The sequence below is a fragment of the Leptospira meyeri genome (genome assembly GCF_004368965.1).
GTDB classification, from domain to species: domain Bacteria; phylum Spirochaetota; class Leptospiria; order Leptospirales; family Leptospiraceae; genus Leptospira_A; species Leptospira_A meyeri.
This window is the reverse complement of sequence record NZ_SORO01000001.1, coordinates 2,858,503-2,881,258: the sequence shown is the minus strand read 5'-3', so window position 1 is coordinate 2,881,258 and position 22,756 is coordinate 2,858,503. Positions and strand designations below refer to the sequence as shown.

19 protein-coding genes are annotated in these 22,756 nt (G+C 38.0%); 9 read left to right on the top strand and 10 right to left on the bottom strand.

Annotated elements, in window-relative coordinates:
• The first annotated feature begins 3 nt into the window (after nucleotides 1–3).
• Genes fliH through CLV96_RS13520 form a run of 5 tightly spaced genes read left to right on the top strand, consistent with a single transcriptional unit; the run spans nucleotide 4 to nucleotide 6,819 of the window.
• Nucleotides 4–927 (top strand): flagellar assembly protein FliH, encoded by a 924-nt coding sequence (gene fliH / locus CLV96_RS13540; protein WP_134151983.1) that lies wholly within the window; start codon nucleotides 4–6, stop codon nucleotides 925–927.
• Nucleotides 924–2,909 carry a sensor histidine kinase gene (locus CLV96_RS13535; RefSeq protein WP_004787561.1) on the top strand — a complete coding sequence of 662 codons (1,986 nt, stop codon included), beginning with the start codon at nucleotides 924–926 and terminating at the stop codon, nucleotides 2,907–2,909. Before fliH ends, CLV96_RS13535 begins: the two co-directional genes overlap by 4 nt.
• Nucleotides 2,906–4,903, top strand: a complete 1,998-nt coding sequence (locus CLV96_RS13530; protein ID WP_004785039.1) for a 7TM-DISM domain-containing protein — start codon at nucleotides 2,906–2,908, stop codon at nucleotides 4,901–4,903. Before CLV96_RS13535 ends, CLV96_RS13530 begins: the two co-directional genes overlap by 4 nt.
• 12 nt (nucleotides 4,904–4,915) lie before the next feature.
• Complete coding sequence (locus CLV96_RS13525; protein WP_004785578.1) at nucleotides 4,916–5,542, top strand: Crp/Fnr family transcriptional regulator; 627 nt, start codon at nucleotides 4,916–4,918, stop codon at nucleotides 5,540–5,542.
• A 50-nt stretch (nucleotides 5,543–5,592) separates the two neighbouring features.
• Entirely contained in the window at nucleotides 5,593–6,819 is a 1,227-nt protein-coding gene (locus CLV96_RS13520) for an NnrS family protein (RefSeq protein WP_004786684.1), read from the top strand.
• Between the two features lie 9 nt (nucleotides 6,820–6,828).
• Here CLV96_RS13520 and CLV96_RS13515 read toward each other — a convergent pair whose 3' ends face one another.
• Genes CLV96_RS13515 through CLV96_RS13500 form a run of 4 tightly spaced genes read right to left on the bottom strand, consistent with a single transcriptional unit; the run spans nucleotide 6,829 to nucleotide 11,460 of the window.
• Nucleotides 6,829–8,601, bottom strand: coding sequence for a nitric oxide reductase activation protein NorD (locus CLV96_RS13515; protein ID WP_004786463.1), 1,773 nt, complete (start codon nucleotides 8,599–8,601; stop codon nucleotides 6,829–6,831).
• A gap of 9 nt (nucleotides 8,602–8,610) precedes the next feature.
• A complete protein-coding gene (locus CLV96_RS13510) occupies nucleotides 8,611–9,393 on the bottom strand; it encodes a CbbQ/NirQ/NorQ/GpvN family protein (protein ID WP_004787436.1) in 783 nt (260 codons plus the stop codon).
• A gap of 3 nt (nucleotides 9,394–9,396) precedes the next feature.
• Nucleotides 9,397–10,746, bottom strand: a complete 1,350-nt coding sequence (locus CLV96_RS13505; RefSeq protein WP_004784090.1) for a cbb3-type cytochrome c oxidase subunit I — start codon at nucleotides 10,744–10,746, stop codon at nucleotides 9,397–9,399.
• 9 nt (nucleotides 10,747–10,755) lie between these two features.
• Nucleotides 10,756–11,460 (bottom strand): c-type cytochrome, encoded by a 705-nt coding sequence (locus CLV96_RS13500; protein WP_004785339.1) that lies wholly within the window; start codon nucleotides 11,458–11,460, stop codon nucleotides 10,756–10,758.
• A gap of 304 nt (nucleotides 11,461–11,764) precedes the next feature.
• Between CLV96_RS13500 and CLV96_RS13495 the strand changes: the two genes are divergently transcribed.
• Both CLV96_RS13495 and CLV96_RS13490 read left to right on the top strand, forming a co-directional pair.
• Nucleotides 11,765–12,337, top strand: a complete 573-nt coding sequence (locus CLV96_RS13495) for a cytochrome c oxidase subunit 3 (RefSeq protein WP_004786566.1) — start codon at nucleotides 11,765–11,767, stop codon at nucleotides 12,335–12,337.
• A gap of 10 nt (nucleotides 12,338–12,347) precedes the next feature.
• A complete protein-coding gene (locus tag CLV96_RS13490) occupies nucleotides 12,348–12,578 on the top strand; it encodes a hypothetical protein (protein ID WP_004786559.1) in 231 nt (76 codons plus the stop codon).
• On the opposite strand, the gene mtnC is transcribed toward CLV96_RS13490, so the two are convergent.
• Genes mtnC through CLV96_RS13475 form a run of 3 tightly spaced genes read right to left on the bottom strand, consistent with a single transcriptional unit; the run spans nucleotide 12,575 to nucleotide 15,715 of the window.
• Complete coding sequence (gene mtnC / locus CLV96_RS13485) at nucleotides 12,575–13,306, bottom strand: acireductone synthase (RefSeq protein ID WP_004787550.1); 732 nt, start codon at nucleotides 13,304–13,306, stop codon at nucleotides 12,575–12,577. The genes CLV96_RS13490 and mtnC overlap by 4 nt on opposite strands.
• 22 nt (nucleotides 13,307–13,328) lie before the next feature.
• Nucleotides 13,329–14,693, bottom strand: a complete 1,365-nt coding sequence (locus tag CLV96_RS13480) for an MFS transporter (protein ID WP_004787417.1) — start codon at nucleotides 14,691–14,693, stop codon at nucleotides 13,329–13,331.
• Entirely contained in the window at nucleotides 14,690–15,715 is a 1,026-nt protein-coding gene (locus CLV96_RS13475; protein ID WP_004784176.1) for a hypothetical protein, read from the bottom strand. The genes CLV96_RS13480 and CLV96_RS13475 overlap by 4 nt, the downstream gene beginning before the upstream one ends.
• A 126-nt stretch (nucleotides 15,716–15,841) precedes the next feature.
• Between CLV96_RS13475 and CLV96_RS13470 the strand changes: the two genes are divergently transcribed.
• Nucleotides 15,842–16,654, top strand: coding sequence for a WecB/TagA/CpsF family glycosyltransferase (locus CLV96_RS13470; RefSeq protein WP_035983331.1), 813 nt, complete (start codon nucleotides 15,842–15,844; stop codon nucleotides 16,652–16,654).
• Between the two features lie 100 nt (nucleotides 16,655–16,754).
• Here CLV96_RS13470 and CLV96_RS13465 read toward each other — a convergent pair whose 3' ends face one another.
• Complete coding sequence (locus CLV96_RS13465; RefSeq protein WP_004786783.1) at nucleotides 16,755–20,414, bottom strand: hypothetical protein; 3,660 nt, start codon at nucleotides 20,412–20,414, stop codon at nucleotides 16,755–16,757.
• A 157-nt stretch (nucleotides 20,415–20,571) separates the two neighbouring features.
• Here CLV96_RS13465 and CLV96_RS13460 point away from each other — a divergent pair, with 157 nt between their 5' ends.
• Nucleotides 20,572–21,447, top strand: a complete 876-nt coding sequence (locus CLV96_RS13460) for a glycogen-binding domain-containing protein (RefSeq protein ID WP_081581559.1) — start codon at nucleotides 20,572–20,574, stop codon at nucleotides 21,445–21,447.
• Nucleotide 21,448: 1 nt separating this feature from the next.
• Here CLV96_RS13460 and CLV96_RS13455 read toward each other — a convergent pair whose 3' ends face one another.
• Both CLV96_RS13455 and CLV96_RS13450 read right to left on the bottom strand, forming a co-directional pair.
• Nucleotides 21,449–21,775 (bottom strand): ATP-dependent Clp protease adaptor ClpS, encoded by a 327-nt coding sequence (locus CLV96_RS13455; RefSeq protein WP_004786062.1) that lies wholly within the window; start codon nucleotides 21,773–21,775, stop codon nucleotides 21,449–21,451.
• Nucleotides 21,776–21,790: 15 nt separating this feature from the next.
• Entirely contained in the window at nucleotides 21,791–22,756 is a 966-nt protein-coding gene (locus CLV96_RS13450) for a transketolase family protein (protein ID WP_004785161.1), read from the bottom strand.

The window sequence follows — 22,756 nt, the reverse complement described above, 5'->3', positions numbered from 1 at the left end:
TATATGGCAAAACTCGTCTTTAAACCCATCCAAATTGCCGACTTACAAGAAGAAGTTGAAATTCAACTTCCTGATAAGTACAAAAAATTTCATAAAACCGACGAACAAGAAGACTTCGAGATAGACCAAGAAGGGAATATCATCGAACAATACCAAGGTCCATCGATCGAAGAAATCGAAGCGGAACTCCAAAGGTATCGCCAAGAAACCGAAGAACAAGTTCGCCAATTATTAGAGGACGCAAAAAAACAAGCCAAGGCCATTGAAGAAGAAGGTAGAACCAAAGCCTTCCAAATGGTTCAGGACTCCAAAGAAAAAATCAAATTAGAAGAAGACTCCGGTCGTGCCAAGGCAGAACAAATCTTAGATCGTGCGAAGATGGAAGTCGAACGTATGATCAAAGAAGCCGAAATGAAGCAGGCGGAGATCGAACACGAAGCTTACCAAAAAGGTTATGATGCTGGACGAGAAGTTGGATTCAAAAAAGGCCAAGGAGAAGTTAGGCGACTCATTGACCGACTAGGAACTATCATTGGTAAGGCGATTGATATTCGTGAAGAAATGATTGCTGCGTCAGAAAAACAAATGGTGGAAATGATTCTTGTCATTGCACGAAAAGTAATCAAAGACGAAATCATTGAACGTAAAGAAATCGTACTCAACAATATCCGCGAAGCAATGAAACGAATCAAAGACCGCGACAGGATTGATATTCGTGTTAACTTTGCTGACTTGGAACTTACAACAGCACACAAAGACGAACTCATCAAACTTATGGAATCTCTTCGCAAAGTTAATATCTACGAGGATTCTCGAGTGGATCGTGGTGGTGTTATCATCGAAACAGATGTGGTAGCGATCGACGCAAGGATTTCTACTCAGCTCAAAGAAATCGAAGAGGCAATTCGAAACGTCGAACCGATATGATTTCGAAAACCCGTATCTACCAACTCGTATTCGGGTTCTCATTTGTTCTTTTTCCAACTATTTTTAGTTTGGCGGCAGAACCATGTGGAACCATGATCACTTCCTTCGAAAGACCAGTAGTTTTAAAAACTGACTGGTTATTTCGCAAAGGAGACAACCTAGATTGGCGAGATGAAACAGTTGAGGAATCTTTTTGGGTCAAACGATCTGTTCCCGATTATGGTATTTCAAAAACGGAAAACCTAACAGGATATCACTGGTATCGTTGTTCCTTTTACTTACCTGAGAATTATACAACACCCGTTGAACCCATCGCTATCCAACTTGGTCGCATTCGAGACATTGATGAGTTTTATTTGAACGGTACTCTGATCGATAAAACAGGAACTGTACTTCCTAAACTAGAAGTTGACTTCCAAAAAATTAGAATTTATTCCCTACCAACACATCTACTCAAACCGGGTCTCAACATTATGGCGATCCGGATCTATGCAGCAACAAACCTAAATGGACTCAAAGAGGCTCCGACAATTGCAAAAGAACGTCTGTTACGCGAAACAGTCTTTTCGAAAGAAGCATTTGCAATGGTTTGCGGTTATGTATTTATATTTATGGGAATTTACTTTTTAGTAGGTTCCATAGTTCGCGGACGAGCTGGCGAAAACTTTTTCTTTGCCCTATTTTCCATTTTCATGGGGATTTATGTTTTGATTCGAACTCAACATAGAGACATTTTATTTGAAAGTTTTACTTGGTCTTATGTGGCAGAATTATTAGTCCTCATTTGTTTGCCTGTATTTTTTATCAACTTCATGCACCAGTATTTAAAAATGAAACGTAACATAGTTTTATTGGTATACGAAGTATTCCTATTTGCCTTATTCGTAATTACGCTTTTTTTTAGAACACCAAAAACATGGATTTTGGTCATTGCACTCTTCAACTATGCATTGCCAGTGGCAATGGGTCTTGTAATTTATTTATTTGTAAAGAATGGAAAAGCAAACATTGCAAAAGTAAAATACATCCTCATTGGAATTGCTTGTATATTACCTACTATTCTGATCGATAGCCTCTCTGCATTAGAAATCATTTCGATGCCTGGAACTTTGTATTTAGGATTTTTAATCTTTTTAGTAATGATATCCATCCAACTTTCCAATGATATTGTTTTAGGTTTAGAGAACTTTATCGAACAAGAAAAAGAACTCATCCAAATGGAAAGAGTCAAAACTGGTTTTTTAATAAATTTATCTTCTGAATTCAAATCAGGAATGGAAAAAATTAAAAGAGCCATAGAAAATATCTCTGCAAGTCATGGCAAAATTACCACAAAAGAACCGAAAAAAGTATCGCAAAAACAAGCCGCAAAAAAGAAAACAAAGAACAAAACTGGACCAAAACAAGAACTAGATCCAATTAAACAAGCAGAAGATCATATTTCTTACATGAGTTATATGGTAGAAGAGGCAATGCTTCTACGAAAATTAGAGGAAAAAACATACATTCCTTTTTATGAAACTTTCTCAGTCGCAGAGTTAATTCGAAGCTGTGTCTCTAGTGTTGAGAACCATTTAGAACAATCCAGAAAAACAACTTCGATTGAAGTAAAACCCAATGATTTAGAAATATATTTTCCGAAGGAATTGTTATTCTGTATATTGAGAAATCTAGTAGAAAACGCATATCAATATACAGATCACAAAACGGACATTAGTATTGAATTTTTTAATCGCGATGGTTACCATCAACTAATCGTTATGGATGAAGGGATGGGCCTTAGCCAATTAGAAATGGAAACCATATTTCAAAAATTTGTTCGCGGTTACCGTGATAAAAAAAATGAAATCCCCGGCGCTGGGATTGGTTTAACTCTTGTAGAAGCCACAACAAAATTTCTAGGTGGAACCGTAAGTCTAAAGTCAAGCGAAGGAATGGGAGCCAAATTTACAATTCGGATTCCGGAGAAACCTAAAAAATGAAATCTTTAATTTTATATAGAATTCTAATTCTAAGTTTCTTATTATTTGTTTCGAACTGTGCACGTCCCACTGAAGAAAACACAGTTGTATTAAGATTGGACGGTGATGACTGGGGAATTTATTTTAACGAAAACCCAGATATTCTTAACAGTGAATTTAACGCCAACAATTTAGATATCACAACCGTTCCAAGCAATTTCCGTAACATAAACAAAAGTTACCGGGGTTCCATTTGGGTTAGAAAAAACTTTGAAATCACTACAGAACAACACCAAAAATCTTTAGCTTTACAACTTGGGAAGATTTATCAATCGGATGAAGTATTTATTAATGGAGTCCTTATTGGTAAAAATAATTCTGCATTCGGGAAGGATCCAGATGAGTTTGCTTTTGGCAGACCACGAATCTATCCGATTCCCCATGATTTATTGTTAGAAGGTGAAAATGTTCTCATTGTAAAAATTGATTCTTCTCTTTCAACATCAGCCGGTATCATCACAGGCCCAATTCGAATCGTAACTTATGAGGAAGCCTTAAATGGTAATCTTTATGATTCGCTAGTGGAATTGATCTTTGTTGGATTTTATCTTTTTATAGCATTATTTTTCTTTATTAACTTCTTTAATCTTCGAGACAAAAAAGAATACCTTAGTTTTAGTATTTTAGCGCTCATTTTTTCTGGTTATGAATTATCGAAAAACGAAGTTCGATTTTTCCTAATCAATCAGTTTGCTATTTTAAAATTTATTGAGTATTCTTTTCTTCTCATCCTTCCATATGGATTTATTAAATTCATTCAAGATTTCTTTGAACTTAAACCTTTTAAATACCAAAGATTATACCTCTTAGCGCAGTTTTTCTTTATCGCTGTTTTTGCAGTAATCCATAATCCAGTATTTTGGTATAACTTCATAGGATATTGGGATATTCACTTACTTGCTGTTATTGGGTATGCAATTTATGTAACTTTTTTAAAGTTTCGCGATCAAGCACGGGGATCAACTATTCACCTACTTGCCCTCATTTATTTATTATATTCAATTCTAAAAGAAATTCTAATTGAGAGAGGTTATCTAAATTCTCCTTCCTCACTTGAAACTAGTTTTTTAGTTTATCTTGTTCTGATGACGCTAGCTCTGCGATTTCAATTTTTAATGATGAAACGCAAATTACAGAACAGATATGAAAGATTAAAAGAAGCAGACTCTTTACGAGAAAAGATATTTTATTATATGGATGCTATGATTTCAGGTCCGCTGAAATCGATGAAAGAAAAACTTATTTCTTTTCGTGAATCTACTCAGAAAGCCAAGGATAAAAATCTAGTAAAAGAAGTAATAGATGTCCAAGCTTCTATAGATAATGTAATGGATGATATTATTGAACTTTCGCGTTTGGAAGTTTTAAAGGAAGTTCCTTTTAAGGAACAGGTCAATTTTATTTCCTTTATCAACGAAGTGATTCCAGAAGATGACATCACCTATTCAATTAAGGTAAACCCGGAAACAGAAATACATAACAGTTTGGATTTAATCAATTCCGTTGTAGTCAGATTGGTTGATTTTCCTCCTTTTAAAGAATTTAATCATAACGATTTAATCATCACTCAGGATTTAAAAGGAAATGTTCACTTTCGCTTTTTATTGTTTCATAGCAATCCGAAGGTTTCTCAGAGACTATTTAGTGATCTAGTAGAAAACTATAACACCCTCACTCCTGTAAAAGTCAAATGGGCCATTATTCTAGAGATTGTTCGTTTATTAGGTGCTAAGATTGATTTCAAAATCATCAAAAAGAAATATTTAAAAATCGATTTAGGTATTGCTGCGATTGTTCCTATCTCAGAACTACAACCAATCAAAGAATCAAAAACCTCTACTCCATCAGCTTCAACCAAAACAGAAAAAGAAGATTGGAAAGTGACTTTAAAAAGATTTTGGAAATTTTTAAAAGAAACCGAAATAAAGATTCCAAACTTTAAAAAGAAGAAGTAGAAGATACATTTCATGATAATAAAGTATCTAACACAACCAAATCCGGATTCATTAAGGAAAGCCTTTGAAGGTTGTCAGGAACTCACATTCTCAAAAGACGAATTTTTATTTCATGGTGGTGATCCAGTTGCTTACATGGATCTACTCGTTTCAGGTGATCTCCAAGTATTCAAATACGATGGAAACATGAATGAAGTAACCTTAACATTCTTTCGGCCAGTCAGTATCATTGCCGAGTGGGCAGTCATCCAAGGTATTCCTTATCCTGCATCTGGCAGATTCACGAAAAGTAGCACAATCTTGAGAATGCCGCTTTCGGAAGTACAAACACGCATTCACAAGAATATCGAATTAAATCATATTCTAATGCACTCATTGATGAATAAAATTGATACATTAAATTTAGCAATCAATCGTGGACTAACGATGGATGCAATGCAAAGGGTGGCGCATTTTTTATTTTATGGAACGCCAGATTCTCTGGCATTAAAACAAACACAAATGGCATCTCTTCTCTACTTAAGACCAGAAACATTTTCCAGAATTCTAAAACAATTAAAAGAACAAGGCCTTATCGATAACCAAAAAGGCGAAATTTCCATTTTGGACAAAGAAGGTTTACTTAAAATTTTGGCTTAGTTCTTGATTTGAATCAATGAAATGATTCTAATTTCCATTAGGATCGAATCATGAAGATTTCTTTTTTTCAGTGGAGTTTATGGAATACTGCCTTCCGACCTTTTTTTTGGTTCGGTTCGGTTTATGGTATTGTAGTGATCGCACTTTGGTTATTAATACTTTCAAATACGATAAACAATCCGATTCAAATTAACTCCATTCATTGGCATTCTTATGAAATGGTCTTTGGATTTTCCAAAGCAATTGTCCTTGGATTCCTTTTTACTGCAGTTCAAAATTGGACAAACTCTAGCATCTTAAAAGGAAAAAACCTATTTTACTTCCTTCTTTTTTGGACTTTAGGTAGATTTTCGATGTATCCTCTGGGTTTTGTATCCTATTTATCATTCGGTTTAGACATCAGTTCCGATTTGATGGTCATTCTTTTGCTCTATCCCAAATTAATCGTTCCAACCCAGAAACACAACCGTCCTATTTTATATCATTATGGACTATTCACCGTATTTCATTTGTTAGCAGGGTTTTCGGCAAGATCGGTGCTGGATTCAGAAAAAACTTTATTATACATTCATTTAAGTATTTTTGTGATCCTATTCCTAATCTTCATCATTGGAGGACGCGTAGTCCCCTTTTTCTCCGGAGTAGTCATTCCTGGATATTCGTTCAAAAGAATGCCTAAATTAGAAACGATTATCTTATACTTGCCATTTGTATTTTATGTTTCTCAAATGGCACAAGGTTATTTAGTAAATTTTGAATCATTTAACATTGATATTACGAAAATCAATTATGGTAGTGCGATACTTTTCTTCACTTTTTTAGTAAGTTTTTCTTTGTTTGTTACCAATCTGATCCGTTACCTTTCATGGAAACCTTGGAAATCCTATAAAAAACCCATCCTTTGGATTTTGTATACTGGTTACTTCTGGGTTTGTTTAGGATTTTTATTGTATAGCCTTGTTTCTTTGGGATACTTTCCTGTTTCTTCCGCAGTCCACAGTTTGACAGTTGGTGGGATAGGAGTTTTTATCTATGGAATGATCACACGTGTGAGTTTAGGCCATACAGGAAGAAGTATTGTGGCATCTCCACTCACCGTATTTGCATATCTCATCCTAAATTTTGCAGTAGTTGTTAGAGTATTTCTCCCTCTCATTGGAAAATACAATTTGGCTTACCACCTTTCCGGTATCGCTTGGATTTTTTCTTTTGTATTGTTTATCATCCAATACACAAAAATACTGTTTTGTCCAAGACCAGACGGAAAACCATCTTAAAGGTTTTGGTTATACTTTTATGGCTCTTCGAAAAAACTCTTGGAGAGAATCGAGGAGCCTTTCCGGGTGGAATAACATTTGGTAGCTGGCATTTCTCATCATCGCAGGAATCGTTGGCTTTTCTTCAGTTCCGATTGCTAATGTGTAGACCTGAACTCCATTTAACAAACATTCACCGACTGCTTTATTGACATCCTCAATGCCATATTTTCCTTCATATTGATCATAATCATTAGGCCGTGCGTCTGTGATGAGGATGATCCACTTCTGTTTATAAGAAGTATCCTTTAGAATAGAATTAACATGACGAAGAGAAGGACCTACTCGAGTGTACCCAATGGGAGAAAGAGGACCTAAACGATCGCGTGCACTTAGCCAAGGTTCGGAAAGTTGTTTCAAATGAATCAATTGATTAAAATTGCGAGTCCTAGAATAAAAACCAGCAATTCCAAATGGAATTTTTAAATCCTCTAAACATTCAGAAAACAGAAGTAAACTTTCTCTTTCTACATCTAATACACGTTTTTCTTGGATCCAAGAATCAGTGGATAAACTCAAATCAACTAAAAAATACAAAGCCAAATCAGATACATCCCGAATGGGATTCATATAAATAGATTCCGATGGGCTAATCTTAGCCTTGATATCCGCATAACGATCCACAAGTGCATCCAAATCAATATCTTCTCCCGAAACCAATCGTTTTTTGATTCTTGTTTGGTTTAGAAGTGCCATCATTTTCTTTTTAAGATGAATCAAAGTAGAATTTTGTTTTTCTAATACATGTTTTGTGTAGGAAACGTCTTTTTCATTTGGAAATTCTTCAATGACATTACAATAATTTGGTTTATAGTTTTTTAATTTATAATCCCATTCAGGATAGGAAAAACGGTTTCCCAGGTAAGTTTCATCTAAGATTTCAAGTGTCGTTCCGGCCCCAGATTCACTTCTTCGAGTGGTATGCACGGGGTCTTCTGTGCGAATGATATGTTTTAAGTTTAGCTCTTGTAAGGCTTCTTCTTCCTCCATATCTTCTTCCCCATCTATATCACGCCACTGCCCATCAAACTCTTCGACCGTTTCTATTTTTTCAAAATTATGACCTAATGTATATTCCTCGATTTTTTTCTCATCCACTTCCAAAACTTCGGCATCACTCGGATCCAATTTTTGTTTTGATTCTTTCGACTTAATTTTTTGTTTATCAGTTTGTGATATAAAATCTTTTCCTATTGGAAACTCATGTTTCAGATCGGAAACAGAGGAAGACGATTGAATTAAAAGTGAAGTGATTTTTTTGTATTGGATTGGATCTTTTTTTCGAATCTCAATTCTTTCCTTTTTAATTTCTTTCCAATCAGTTTGAATACCAGGAAATACTTTTAAGAACCTTCGAAACTGATAGAAAAAATTTTCTTCTGTTAGCGATATTTCCTCATTTATTTTTTGATGATTCTCTTTCTTTCTTTTTTTTACTTCTTTATCATTCGAAAGAAAAGAAAGATACGCTAAGTAGATACGAACAAATTTTTTAGAACTGGTTTCAGATAAGAACCAATATACTTCTTCAGGAAATTTTAAATAATTTTGGCCAAGAGAAATTGTTTCACCACCAAGAATCAAAGTGGTAGGTTCTTTTTTTAAGGTTTGCAAATAACGAAGGATTCGAATTTCCTCCAAACCCATTTGATACGCATAATACGGATTTGGTGGAGTTAGCTTATTACGAATTTTTTTCCAAAGTTTATGGCCTTGGTAGAATACAAATTGGTCCCATTCCAATGAATTGTCCTAAAAAATTAGATCAAAACTATCTTGTAAAGCTGCGACAGTATCCGAATCGTCCGAGAGTGGCAAAATAATTGCAGTTCTTCCTGCCAAACGCGCTGGCAGACCTTTTGCCATCAACTTAGCACAAGAAACAAGTAATCTTGTCGATACCGTTTCTGCCAAACCTAACTCCGATTTGTTTCTAACCAAACCTGCAAATTGGACTAGTTTTTTCGATATAGAATCACTAATTCCAGTTTCTCCCACGATGATTTTTTCTTCTACAGAAGCTTTCGGATAAGGAAAGTCCATTCCAAGAAACCGTTGTTTGGTGGAAGGTTTTAATTCTTTAAATCCTCTTTGGTATCCTGGATTATAGGAAGCTACAAGTAAAAAGTCAGGATGCGCTTGGATCTCTTCATTTTTCCTTTCTAAAAATAAAGTACGACGATGGTCTGTTAAGGAGTGAATGGTTACAAGAGTGTCTGGTCTTGCCTCTGCAACCTCATCTAAATAGACAATGGCTCCTTCTTTGACTCCTGTTGTCAAAGGCCCATCCACCCAAATGGTATCTGCCCCTTTCACTAAAAATCTTCCCACTAAATCAACAGAAGATGTTTCGTCGTTACAAAGAATGGTGATGAGTCTTCGGCCTAACGTATGAGCCATATACTCTAAAAATCGTGACTTACCAGATCCAGTAGGACCTTTCAATAAAAGCGGCAGAGAATTCTCTGCCGCCATTTGAAAGATTTCTATTTCCTTACCGATTGGTTCGTAATAGGGTGCTTTCTTCGTTAACATAAATTAATCGAGATCACCGACGTTTTTCCCAACAGCTTCGTCTGACGGAAGGCCATGTCGAATGAAATCCACGATAAAGTAAGTGATCCCAACTGTAAATAATGTGGCAGCAAGTAACATTCCAATAAAATGGAAAACAATTTCTTTCTGAACCACAAGAAAATCCATACCCAATTTACGCTCAAGATACACTTGTGTGATTCCGGCAACAGCGAGAGCTCCAGTCATTCCCAACATTCCTATGTTCGAAGCCCAAAATGCTAGATATCCAGACATTCCTGTAAACAATTTTCTTCCTGTCAGATTTGGCATTGCGTAGGATATTACGGCTAACACTAACATAGCGTAGGCTCCCCAGAAGGCAAGGTGTCCATGCATTGCAGTGATGAGTGTTCCGTGAGTCCATTGGTTGACGGCAGGCCATGTATGAGCAAAACCAAGGAATCCCGCACCGATAAAAGACATCATTGCACTCCCCAAAGTCCAATAGAGAGCAATTTTGTTAGGATGGTTTTTTCCTTTTTTACGATACATATTGAGGGCCCAAATCGCCATTCCAAGAAAAGCAAGTGGTTCCAAAGCAGAAAAAATTCCACCAACCATAAGCCAGTATTTAGGAGTTCCGATCCAGTAGTAGTGGTGTCCAGTCCCAAGAATTCCCGAAAGGAATGTTAAACCGACAACCACGTAGAGCCATTTTTCAATGACTTCCCTGTCCACTCCGGTAAGTTTGATGAGTAAAAAAGCAAGGATACCACCCATAATGAGTTCCCAAACTCCTTCCACCCAAAGATGCACTACCCACCAACGAAAGTAGGAATCGAGTGTTTGGTTGTCGAAGTAGATCATTCCTGGCAAATAAAGCAGAGCCGCACATAACAGACCAAAGAAAAGAACAAGTTGCGTTGTGCTTCTTTTTTTAGCCTCCCAGATGGTCATGGCGATGTTGAACAAAAATGTTAAAACATTCACAACAACCAAGTAATCAAGTGGCCTTGGAATTTCTAAGAACTTACGACCTTCCCACCAATTGAAGTGAAATCCAATGATGGCAATCACTCCAACAACAACCCAAGAAAGAAGTTGGATGTAAGCAAGTTTAACACTGTACAACTCTCTATCAGATTCTTCTGGAATGATATAGTAAGCAGCTCCCATAAAGCCAGTTAACAACCATACTACGAGCAAATTTGTATGTGTGGCACGAGCGGTATTAAATGGAATATAATCATGTAATCCATCAAAGCCAATACGAGCAAAACCCATAATAAAGCCATAAACGATTTGTAAAGATAAGAGTAACATACAAGTTGCAAAGAACCAATATGCGACCTTTTGTGATTGGAATCTCATTGTTTCTCCTTATTTCAACGCCGAAAGATAAGTAACGATGTCTTTTCTTTCTGGATCAGTTAACGGTAACTTCGGCATATTTGTTCCCGGTTTGATGGCTTGTGGATCTGATAACCAACGATTGAGATAATCAGAATCGAACTTAGAACCTACATGATCAAGTGCAGGTCCAACGTTTCCACCCTTCCCACCTACAGCGTGACAAGCGACACAAAGTTGAGAAAACTTTTCGGGTTGAGGCATAGCAACTGCATTCGATTTTGTCTGAGGGACTTGCGGCGTGGCAATGGAATCGATGGGAATATTTGGTTTTGGAGGCCATCCATTGGCATCAATTTTACCTACCCAATCAAGAAAGGCAATGACTTGCCCCTTTTCTTCCTTAGTGAAGTTGTATTTCACCATCTTACGTTCTCCAGGAAACATTGCTTGTGGATCGTCTAAAAACACATCGATCCAAGTGGCCCCTCTTCTTTCGACAACCTTTGTCAAATCAGGAGCGTAATAAGCACCTTCACCTAACAAAGTATGGCAACCCATACAATTGTTTTTTTCCCAAATTTCCTTCCCCTTCAAAACATCCGATGTCATGTTTTGTACATTGGTTCGGGAATCGTTTTGTCGCAAGGTATCCACAGTGAGAAACACAAAGATAGCACTGAACAAAAAGGTGCCTCCCAAAAAGAACGCCCTGGCTTGCGATTTAGATAGCATCCTTGCCTCCTAATTTCAATTTTTTGAATTGTAGGTGCAGATTTTAGTTTCCGCATTGATTTATATCAAGTACGAATTTGAATTTTTCTAATAACATAATGAATGTATATAAGAACAGCGGTTAATTGAAACCTGAAATCAATTGAAGCAATCAGGAACTATGTTCAAATACAATCGGCAGGTACAAATTGTTCACTTCCAAGGGAAAACCCTAAGATACTCTTAAAGCTAGAATAGAATACATAAAATTAAAGAAATTGAATATTCAATTATTTACAAATACAATTTAAAAAAGGAGATTTTGATGCACGAAAACAACATAAAAACAAACCAATCGTTATGGTATCCACCTGGTGGAATTTTAATTTGGATGATTGTCCTTGTTGAAGTTTTGACATTCTGTTTAGGAATCGGCTCTCTTGTATATGATAAGTCAAAGGATCTCACTGCTTTTACTTATATGCAGTCACATTTAAACAAATCTTTTGCTTTCTGGAATACTGTATTTTTACTCACCAGCGGGTTTTGTATCGCAACCGCAGTGTATTACAGAGAAAGGAACAATTTTAAGTTTTTTACACTTTTGTTATTTGTTTCTATCTTTTTTGGATTTGCCTTTCTTTTTCTTAAATTCTATGAGTTTCGTGAAAAGTGGTTACTCGGATTTGGTCTCGAATCAAGCCAGTTTTTTAGTTATTATTGGTTACTCACTGGATTTCATTATCTACATGTGGTAGTCGGGGTCATCATTCTATTTATAATCTATATTAGCCGAAAAACAATTTCATTCGAAAATTTAGAAGCCGGAGCCGTATTTTGGCATATGTGTGATTTGATTTGGTTATTATTATATCCGGCTTTGTATTTAATTCTTTAGGAGTTTGTTGATGAAATCAATTCTACTTACTTACGTTATTCTTTTGGGTATTGTTTATTATTCTTTTTATGGAATGGGTTCCCTGTTACCAACCACTTGGAATTTGATTCTAATGAGTGCGATCAAGTTTCTATTAATTTGTTTTGTATTTATGAATTTGAGAACGGCTCACCCGTTTTGGAAGGTGGCCTTTCCGGTTCTTATTGGAATTTATTCCATTAGTATTTGGTTTTTGACTTAAAGATGGTCCCAGATAGGAAAGGAATGTGGTTTTTGCGGTATATTTCCTGGCCGATTTAAAATCACCACATCCATTCCGATCGCATGCGCTGCTTCTGCTTCTTCTACAATATCAGTAAAAAAACGAATTTGGTTGGGAGAAGCCTTTAGTTCACGAGCGATATTTTCGTAACTTGTTTTTTCTCTTTTTCCACCAACAGCTGTATCAAAATAAGATACAAAATAGTTTCGAAGATCACCTAACTCCGAATATTGATAAATCAAAATTTGTGCTTCCACAGATCCCGATGAATAAACATGATTTTGGATTCCTGACTCTTGGGCTTTTTTTAAGAATTCAGGTACATCTGGATAAACCGTACTTTTGATTTCTCCTGATTCATATCCCTCTTTCCAAATTTTACCTTGGATTTCTTTCAATGGACCAAACTTCCGATCCTTCTCAATTAAATATTCGAAGTAAGAAGGAATAAGATCTGAGGAAAAAACAATCGGTTCCATTTTTGTCAGAGAATTTGGTTTGCAAAAACGAGATAAAAAACCTTCCTCTCGGAGATTCCTATCTTTTTCAAATTCCGATTGGATTTCCTTCCACCGGACTTCCGAAAATTGGAAGTCCTTTAGAAAACGTGTTATATGTTTTTTAGCATAAGGAAAAAGGATCTGATGGACAAAAGCAATTGGTGCTGTTGTCCCTTCAATATCGAGTAAGTTGTGTTTGATATTCATCTAAACTAAAAATGATAAAAATTTACGCATTTGAAACATTTTGTTTCATCAACTGGACCATTCTATCTTCATCTTTTTCATAATTAAATAAAATTAGTAACCATGCCAATGCACAAGGAATCCAAAAAAGAATCGAAATGGACAATGCAAGCCCGCGGTCAGGAGTTAATCCTAAAATCACTGCTGACATCACAGGACCAAGTCCTTTCCCTAAATCATCAGTTAAGTTGTAAATTGAGAAAATAGCACTTCGAGATTTTGGTTCGTTCACATTGAGTAACACCGCACGTACGTTAGGTCCTGTGATCGAAATCATAATACCTGTAAAAATATTCAATGCAATGAAAAGACCCATATAAGGAACGATATCGAATGAATAAAGAAGTAATATCGCAGGAAATACTCCAAAGAAAGTGGTTCCAATACAAAGTAATGGTTGGTATGTTTTTTTGATATTATACAAAATTTGTCCAAGCACTCCACCAAAAAAGGTACCAATAAAAATTCCTACGGCTGCAAAAGTAATCATACCTGCTGAAATTTCTTTGGAAAGATGGTATGTGTGTTCGTAATAATCTGCTAAATAAACAAAGAACACTCCCCAAGGAATACAACCTGGTAGGCCTTGTAAAAAGGCTCCTAAGTTGGTTTTACTTTCAAAAAGTAATTTAAAATCTTTTAAACTGATTTTATGTGATAACTCATCACCAACAATTCCTTCCGCACCACCACGTTTTGGTTCCTTACAAAAGAATAAATAAACTGCAGCGAATAGAAAAGAAGGAGCAGACATATAAATAAAGGAAGCACGCCATCCGTTGATGGGATCTGCACCACCTAAAATTCCACCGAGAAGTTGCCCAACCCCTACCCCAAGTCCCATCGCCAAAGACACGTAACCCGTTGCTATGGCTCTCGATTGGCTTGAAAAATAATCTCCGATCAAACTAAAGAGGAGTGGAAAAATTCCACCCAGACCAAAGCCACAAAGTGTTCTAAGAATCAAAAACTGATCATAAGTCTCTACATACGCCGTCAAAAAACATGGAATTTCACCAAGAAGGACAGTGGCGAGGAGTAAGTTCTTTCGAGAGAAAGTTTGTGAGAGGTATCCCATAGACAAGGACACAACCCCACCCAAAATAAAAAACAAAACGGGAATGATACCACCTAACTTCCAATCAACTTCATTTGGATCTGTGATCCCCAAAGAAGCACCGATATTTTTCATATTGGGAGCAATTAGGTTCTGGTCGCCAAACAAAAAGAAGGCCATTCCTAGGATGACCCAAAATGCTAAAATTCCTCTGGCGCCATGATCTGCAAGTTCGGCGAGGCCAAAAAATCGCAGATAGGTTGTTTCTCGTTTTGTTTGTTTTTGGTTCATGGATTGTTTTTCCTTTCTCTTTGTTTTCGATAGACAAAAATAAATGAGAGCGTAAATAAAAATCCAAGAAACCCAATCACTGCAAAAAGGGATAGGTCCCAACTGGTAAGGATCGAACCATTCCAGATTTCGGGATTTGAATTGTTAGAAATTGTGGGAAGTGGTTTTCCACCAGAGAAAGTAAACTCAACAGTGGTTCCAAAGTCCAAAGAACTCAAAACATAAGCACTAAGCCCTGGTGGAACATCTTTGTCTAGTTTGGTGACAGGAGTTTTTTCTCCCGTTTTAATTTCCATATCTTGTGGTTTAACAAAGATAGGAAATTTTCCATTCTCTGACTCAATTAACATACGTTCGCTGAAAGTTTCTTGGTTGTTTGGAATAAAATAAGAAATTTGCATTTCCGAAACACCCGGAAGAATGGCACGGTCTAGTAACCTTCCTCCATTTGGCCCTTCTGGGATTCCCAAAGGGATGGCCATCTTACTTCCTGGTTGCTGGATTTGAGCCAAAATTTCTGTCGCTCCCGTTGCTACAGAGTATTCCAAAGGAGATGACTTTGAATCATAAGATTTCGGAGGTTTACTTGAATTATCGATCAAAAATAATTTAAAAACACGGAGACCTTTTTTCTCTCGCATAACTTGCATTAAGCTTTTCACTGCAAGTTGATTCCGATTTGCCCCTGTGTCATAAACCAAAACATCTTGCGGAGATGTACGAAACTTGGTTGTTGGCGGAATCATTTTATTATAATTTACGCCTTGGTATTGGATTTGTAAAAGTATGGGTGCTCCTTCCGGTAAATCCGTTTCCGGAAAACGAAATTTACCAGACTGTGGACCAATGTCTGCCAAAGGAACCATAGCTCCTTGTAAAGCCAGCATTCGAATGGAATCAGCTTTGCCTGGTCCACCAGTGGTTCCATTTTGTATCGTTCCAAAAATGGAAAGTTTTTCCGCATAACTTGCGCTTGAGAGAAAAAAGAGAATCAGTACTAGAAAAAGATGGCTACGAAACATTTTGATACTTTTTCTCTTTCTTTCGATTCCAATCCAAGTGAAAAAACGGAAGTTTTTAAAAATTTAGAGGCGACAATAGAGGGTACTGGACATAATGTTTTAGATAGGAAAGGAAAGCCCGGCTACATGAAGCAATTGAGCGAAATCGTTCACAATTCCTCAAAAGATGAGAGGGATATACTACTAGAATACCAAAATATCGATGTTTCCAAGTTAGAAACTCTAAATGTTTTGGGAATTCCCATCGACAACGTCACGACCGACGAAGCCATTGCCAAACTCTTTCGCGTGCTTGAGAAAAAAGAAGGCATGCACCATGTTTTATTTTTAGATCCCATTAAACTCATGAGGATGCGCCCGAAAAAGTCCCTCCACCGCATTGCAGAAAAAGCAGGAACCATTCTCGTGGAAGGGGCAGGAATTGGTTGGATGACCTCGGGAAGACTTAAAGAGAGAGTCACTCCAATTGCAGTGATGATGGATCTCATTCGTTTGGCCGAACTCAAAGAATTCACAGCATTTATCTTTGGGGCCAAAGACGAAATTGTAGAACGAATTTATTTTAATCTCACTAGACATTTTCCAAAAGTTAGAATTGTCGGAAGGCATGCGGGACATCTCGATAGACAAAGAGAAATGCGAGTCAAAGAAGCCATTCGTAAAACAGGCCCGGATATCATTTTTCTTGCGATGGATTTTCCAGACCAAGAAATTTGGATCGAAAACAACACAGGTTATTTTGGCAAAGCAGTTGTGATAGGTGTAGGTGGCGCCTTAGATATGTTATCTGGTGCTGACAAAAAAGCACCTGAATGGTTTAAGGAAAGAGGACTCATTTGGCTTTGGAGGATCATCGCAAGACCATACCGAATCCAAAGGATGTGGGAAACATTTTACTTCTTTCTATTAGGAATCCGCGAACGTTTCCGAAAACATTAATTTAAGACGGGATCTGTAATAAAACAATTTTGGAGGATAGAAATCATCTGCCCTCCACGCCCGACTTTCTTTCCTAAACCTAAAGTCAACTTTACAAAATCTATTTTTTAATCTGATCCAATCGGTCAAGCGTTGGCGCCAACCAATCTTCAAGAAGTGGCTCTCGATCCAGTTTTGCTCTGGCAAACACCAAATCTTTGTTGGAGTTTGCAATTTCGCTCACAGACCCAATCTTTCTAGCGGTTTCCATTGCTTTCCAATAGTATTTGAGTGCATTGATGGTATCTTGTTTTTTCTCATACACAGCACCAATATTATTATAAAGGGCAGTGAGAGTTTCATACACTTCTCTATGATCTGAATTTTCTGTATCGATTCGACCCAAACTTTGTTCTTTCAGTTCAAAATCATCCTTTAACTTCAGATAGTTGCCAAGGGCTGCATTGTATTGTCTTGTATAATAGAACGCATTTCCTTTTCCAAAAAGTAAGGTTGCATTGTTATAGATATCTTCTTCTGGAAGTTCTGCCCAAAAATCCAAACTTTGTGCAAAGTCTCCATGGTTATAATCAATCCAACCCAAATAATAATAACATTCTCTGACGATTTTTGGATCTTTCGAAATATCACGATCGAGGGCCGCAAGAAAAGATTCACGAGCCATAAAGAGTCCGTTTCTTCTTTCTTTTTCTTCATAAGACAAAGTACCAATACTACGTTCTGGATAGATTTTTTTACCAGGAAATTCTCGTGTATTGTCTGTTACATTAATCCCGGCAGCTTCCAAAAATTGGATTTTACCTAAGTTAAACGAAATCCTTCCAGGGCTTCCTTCGAGTAAGGTTTCATCCTCATCTCTTTCCCCGAGTCGGTCTCTATAATTTTGGTAACGATCATCGGCTTCTCTAAGTAACTTTACGGCTTCATCATAATTTTCTGTTTGGATATAATATTCTGCCATCAAAAGAACTGCTAAGTAATGGCGAATGTCATACGTAGATGCAAGTTCCAATTGTTTGAGGCCCCGAGCTGCCTCTTCTTTTTTGAAATAGAACCTAGCACGTTGGTAATATCCTTCTGCAAATTTAGATCCACCTTCTTTGCCATAGGCAATGTTCAGAAGGTATTCCACATTATCATCAATTTCCATCCCTGTGACTTGGTCTTCTGGGTTGATATTGTATTTGATCCTAACTTCTTCAGAATCCAAATCGATATAGAAGGATGCAAGTTTCGCTAATACAAATAGAGATAATTCATCTTCAATGTTAAGAGCATTACGAACTTGTCTGTGGTGGTTGAGAACATATTGTGGATTTTTATCTCGTTTCCACATTTCGATATATGTTGATAGAATTCCACCATGCCCAATGGCATTTTTGGGATACTTTTCAATGATATCGTTATAATATTTAACAGCTGTTCCAAACTCTTGTTTGTTATAAAAAATCTTAGCAATCCCGGCAATGGCATCAACATTATCAGGATCTCCTCCATCAGTAAACACTCGTTTGAAGTATTCAATGGCAAGATGGTCGTTTTTATATTTTTTACGATTACTACCAGGTGGAACTTCGATAAAATCCTTTCTATGGAATGAGTGAAAAGTCCCGAGTGCAATGTAAGTATCAATATCATGAATATTGTATTTGAGACGAGAGGCAATGTATGCGCCCGCTTTTAAAACCTTTCTTGGAACTTTGTCTTGTGAAGTTAAGTAAAAAGCAAGTTCCGGTAATGGTCTACGTCCCGCCGTTTCAACACCTGCATCGTTCCATTCTGTTTTTTTCGCAAAACTAATGTTTGGTACTTCTTTTCTGTTTTCCCATGCTCTTTTATGTTCCTTATCTTCTGGTTCATAACCGAAATCAGGTTCTACTTTGCCAAAACATTTTTCAAAAGCCCTTTCATACTGCCCTGCTTTGGTGTAGGCAATACAGTATTTATTCAAAAACTCTAAGTTATGCGGGAAAATTTCTTCCCCTTTGATAAAATAATTTTCTGCATCAGCCAGAAGTTTTTTCTTTTCCAATGCATCCGTTTCATAACTGAATTCTTCAATTTTCTCGAGGCCGAGAGCGTACTGTGCTTTGGCACGATAAGGAACTATGACATATTTCCAAAGAGTGACAATCCCAAATACAAGGAAAACTGCGGCTGCAGAAGACAAAATGGTTCTACGAACTAACTCTCGTTTGCGGGCAGCACCTTCTTTGGTGTAAGCATCCCGACTGGCAATGATTGGAACACCATCGGCAGCAAACTTTCCAGTAGAGTCGCTAAGTTCAACTCGTTCTCCCAGAAGACCACTTAAATAACTGGCGATGTCTTCTGGTTTTTGTTGGGCCTTAATGAGTTCAATGATTTCTTTTTGATTACGAACCGGTATTCTTTGGTTCACAATCGTATCAATGATAGTTCGTCTGAGTTTCGGCGGATACCTGAGTAATTCGGCTTGGATGACTGCTAGTTCTTCATCGGTTAGGTTTGCCTCGAGCGACTCTTCTGGTTCTTCTTCTTTACCGAGAGACATGAGGTCTTCCTCAAATCCACCTGGCCCATCGGAACCAAAGTCATCCATCGTAGAGACAGGCATATCATCAATGGATGGTGCCAAATCATCAAAAGAAGGAGCCCCTAAGTCATCATCTAAACTTGGTGGTTCCATACCCACACCCAAGTCTCCAAATGGATCATCAAACCCACCACCCATGTCGGCCAGTTCGTTGTCTCTCGATGGAGTAGAAGGACTGTCTTCTCCACCTAAACTAGCAAAAGGATCATCTCCAAAACTTTCTGTGGCTTGGGGTGTGGAGCCCATATCCGCAAAGGGATCATCGCCGAAAGAAGTATCTCCACCACTTGGAGTAGAAAGATCACCAAACGGATCATCGGCGGAACCAACATCGGAAGCAGGAGTATCATCCCCACCTAAACTAGCAAAAGGATCATCTCCAAAACTTTCTGTGGCTTGGGGTGTGGAACCCATATCCGCAAATGGATCATCGCCGCCAGCGGATGGAGTGTCCGCTTCTGCCCCAAAATCAAAATCATCCCTCGAAGGAGTGGTTTCTTCTGATCCACTTTCAAATCCAGCAAACAGGTCTTCGTCGGTCGTTTGTGGACTGTCTTCTTCACCTAAATTGGCAAAAGGGTCATCACCGATGACAGGGGCTGGTTTGTCCTCAATGGGAGCTTCATCGATCGCATCTAAATTAGCAAAAGGGTCATCACCAAAACTTTCCGATTGGGCAGGGGTCGATCCCATATCGGCAAACGGATCTGCTTCTTCCGCTTGGCCCGCATCGGAAGCAAAAGGATCCGTATCGTCGGGAGATGACAAAGGGGCATCAAAGTCAAAATCGTCCGTAGCAGTTGGTGTTTCGGCAGGGGTGGGTTTTGGACCGTCCTCACCTAAAAGTTCATCTAAATCAATTCCATCGTCTTCTTCAGCTTCACGGTTTGGGAGTTTCGGAGGACCAAAGTCATCGTCCTCATCGAGACCAGAAAAAGGGTCTCCTGCTTCGGAATCGCTTGCCCCTTCATTATCAAAATCATCAAAGGCAGAACCTGATTCTTCTTCTGTATCGGTTTCTGGTTCTTGGGGCGCGATGGGATTTGTGTATCCTAGTTTCTCACGCAAAACCTTCGCCATCGGATTCAATTCTTCCGATGAAAGCGGATTTTTATTGAGAGCCGAAAACATCGTCTCGATTTGTTTGATTTCTTCCGGACTCAATTTGTCTATCGGCTCAGCCATTTGAAGGTCTATTCCTAATGAATTATCGGCCCCTTCTGAAAATGACAGAATATTTTTTTTATTATGTCAGATGGTTCCTTTGGAAAAAAACCTTTCACTCTCTTTTTTCATTTCTGCCGAAAATTATCTAAAAGGATCCCTTACGAACACGACCATGATGAAATTCAAATCCATCCGTATCGCCATCATTTTACTCTTTTTTACCGGAATCGGAATCTTCGCTGAGGATGGAATGGATTGGATTGGAAGTTTTTCCGCAGGGGAACTCGAGATGTCAGATGAAACAGAGGACCAAAATACAGTCTATTATCTCTGGCAACTGGAAAGTCTCAAAAAGAATATTGCTCCACGTTACATTCGTTATCTCGATGTGGAATCTTACGTATCCTCCGGAAAACTAATACACCGAGGGATTCTTTTTACATACAACGGTTTACGTGATGAATCTGTGGAAATCTGCGGAAGTTTTAACAATTGGGAATGTTCCGATATGAAGCGGAACCAATATGGAATTTATTATACGGTGATCGAACCCACACAAATCACTGATACCTATGAAGAAGACCCAGTTTACGAGTATAAGTTCCGCGTGAATGGTCTTCTCACTTACGATCCTGAAAATTTTGATAAATTGGAAGACGGGTCCGGTTCTTATTACTCACGATTTGTTTTAGAAGGAAAGGATACAGACCGCCAAACGAAAACGATCGTTTTAGAAGATTCCGCAAACGAAGAACGCGACTTACGAACCGTCAAGTTTCAAATTTACTTACCCGATGCGGAAGTAGTGAGAGTGGTTGGAAATTTTAATGATTGGAACCCCGAACATGATTTTTTGAAGAAAGACAGGAAAGGTGTATTTACTCTCGAAAAGAAATTGTTACCGGGAGAATACCACTACCAATTCATTGTGGACGGGGAGTATATGTTGGATACTTACAATCCCACAACGAACATCAAAGTGGATACCAATGAATCCGTTTCATCGTTGTTAGTTCCAGAACGAAATTATGCCTTAGAACGTAAGATGTAAATTATTTCTCAAGGGTCGCCGTCATAGAACCTTTGGATGTACCCATCCTAGGGTCGGGGCCATAATTCAAAATCCGTTCGTGAACAAACTCTGCATGTTCCAATTCACCAAAAAAGACAATGGTTTTTTTTCGGGTGTCCACTTCCACAGCATGTTGAAAGGCTTTTTCCCAAGGCATTTGGCAAACATCCATTAACATCTCAATGACATACTCATAAGTATGAAAGTCATCATCCCAAAGTACAACCTTCCAAGGCCCATCGCTAAGACGGGGCTTTCGTTCGGTTTCTTCTAAAATGGAAGGTTGGGATGCTCCAGAGCTGGTCATAACCCAACCATAACCTTATTTTTTCTTTTTGGAAATTGCGATTTCTGCGTGAGAAACTACGTCTTTTGCGCGGAGGCCGAAATAGTCGAGTAAACCACTCCAAGTTCCTGATTTTCCGAAAGTATCTTTCATTCCTACTTTGATCACAGGAACAGGATATTCTTCAGAAAGAAGTTCCGAAACAGCAGATCCGAGTCCACCCACCACATTGTGTTCTTCACAAGTGACAATGGCACCGCATTCTTTTGCTTTGGCGATGATGGCCTCTTTGTCCAAAGGTTTGATAGTAGCCATATTGAGAAGGCTTGCATGAATTCCTTTTTCTTTGAGTAGTCCCACAGCCGTCATGGCTTCGTTCACCATCACACCGTTTGCAATGATACAAACATCTTTTCCTTCAGAAATGAGTTCTGCTTTTCCAATTTGGAATTTATAGTTTTCTCTTTCGATGACAGGAATGGCTGGTCGTCCAACCCTAACGTAAACCGGGCCTTTATAATCAGCGATAGCATGGATGACTTGTTTTGTTTCGTTAAAATCAGAAGGACAAATCACAGTCATTTCAGGAATGACACGCATGATGGCAAAATCTTCGATACACTGATGAGAAGCTCCATCTTCCCCCACAGTGATTCCACCATGAGAAGCAACGAGTTTTACGTTTAACTTTGGGTAAACGACACTGTTCCGAACCACTTCCCAAGCTCTACCAGATAAAAACATAGCAAAACTAGAAGCAAAAGGCACAAACCCAGAAAGTGCAAGACCTGCAGCATGACCAACTAAGTTTTGTTCAGCGACTCCTACGTTAAAAAACCGTTCAGGAAATTTTTTCTTAAAATCTGCAGTTTTAGTGGAACCGGAAAGGTCCGCATCTAAAACTACAACATCTTGTCTAGATGCACCTAACTCAACTAAGGCTTCGCCGTAGGCATCTCTTGTTGCTTTTTTATCTGCTGTGGATTGGCTAGGTGCTCCCAT

What these genes read in the sequence shown, in the direction of transcription:
- fliH (WP_134151983.1), top strand. Translation starts at nt 4, where the DNA reads ATGGCAAAACTCGTCTTTAAACCCATCCAAATTGCCGACTTACAAGAA.
- CLV96_RS13535 (WP_004787561.1), top strand. Translation starts at nt 924, where the DNA reads ATGATTTCGAAAACCCGTATCTACCAACTCGTATTCGGGTTCTCATTT.
- CLV96_RS13530 (WP_004785039.1), top strand. Translation starts at nt 2,906, where the DNA reads ATGAAATCTTTAATTTTATATAGAATTCTAATTCTAAGTTTCTTATTA.
- CLV96_RS13525 (WP_004785578.1), top strand. Translation starts at nt 4,916, where the DNA reads ATGATAATAAAGTATCTAACACAACCAAATCCGGATTCATTAAGGAAA.
- CLV96_RS13520 (WP_004786684.1), top strand. Translation starts at nt 5,593, where the DNA reads ATGAAGATTTCTTTTTTTCAGTGGAGTTTATGGAATACTGCCTTCCGA.
- CLV96_RS13510 (WP_004787436.1), bottom strand. Translation starts at nt 9,393, where the DNA reads ATGTTAACGAAGAAAGCACCCTATTACGAACCAATCGGTAAGGAAATA.
- CLV96_RS13505 (WP_004784090.1), bottom strand. Translation starts at nt 10,746, where the DNA reads ATGAGATTCCAATCACAAAAGGTCGCATATTGGTTCTTTGCAACTTGT.
- CLV96_RS13500 (WP_004785339.1), bottom strand. Translation starts at nt 11,460, where the DNA reads ATGCTATCTAAATCGCAAGCCAGGGCGTTCTTTTTGGGAGGCACCTTT.
- CLV96_RS13495 (WP_004786566.1), top strand. Translation starts at nt 11,765, where the DNA reads ATGCACGAAAACAACATAAAAACAAACCAATCGTTATGGTATCCACCT.
- CLV96_RS13490 (WP_004786559.1), top strand. Translation starts at nt 12,348, where the DNA reads ATGAAATCAATTCTACTTACTTACGTTATTCTTTTGGGTATTGTTTAT.
- mtnC (WP_004787550.1), bottom strand. Translation starts at nt 13,306, where the DNA reads ATGAATATCAAACACAACTTACTCGATATTGAAGGGACAACAGCACCA.
- CLV96_RS13480 (WP_004787417.1), bottom strand. Translation starts at nt 14,693, where the DNA reads ATGAACCAAAAACAAACAAAACGAGAAACAACCTATCTGCGATTTTTT.
- CLV96_RS13475 (WP_004784176.1), bottom strand. Translation starts at nt 15,715, where the DNA reads ATGTTTCGTAGCCATCTTTTTCTAGTACTGATTCTCTTTTTTCTCTCA.
- CLV96_RS13470 (WP_035983331.1), top strand. Translation starts at nt 15,842, where the DNA reads ATGAAGCAATTGAGCGAAATCGTTCACAATTCCTCAAAAGATGAGAGG.
- CLV96_RS13465 (WP_004786783.1), bottom strand. Translation starts at nt 20,414, where the DNA reads ATGGCTGAGCCGATAGACAAATTGAGTCCGGAAGAAATCAAACAAATC.
- CLV96_RS13460 (WP_081581559.1), top strand. Translation starts at nt 20,572, where the DNA reads ATGAAATTCAAATCCATCCGTATCGCCATCATTTTACTCTTTTTTACC.
- CLV96_RS13455 (WP_004786062.1), bottom strand. Translation starts at nt 21,775, where the DNA reads ATGACCAGCTCTGGAGCATCCCAACCTTCCATTTTAGAAGAAACCGAA.
- CLV96_RS13450 (WP_004785161.1), bottom strand. Translation starts at nt 22,756, where the DNA reads ATGGGAGCACCTAGCCAATCCACAGCAGATAAAAAAGCAACAAGAGAT.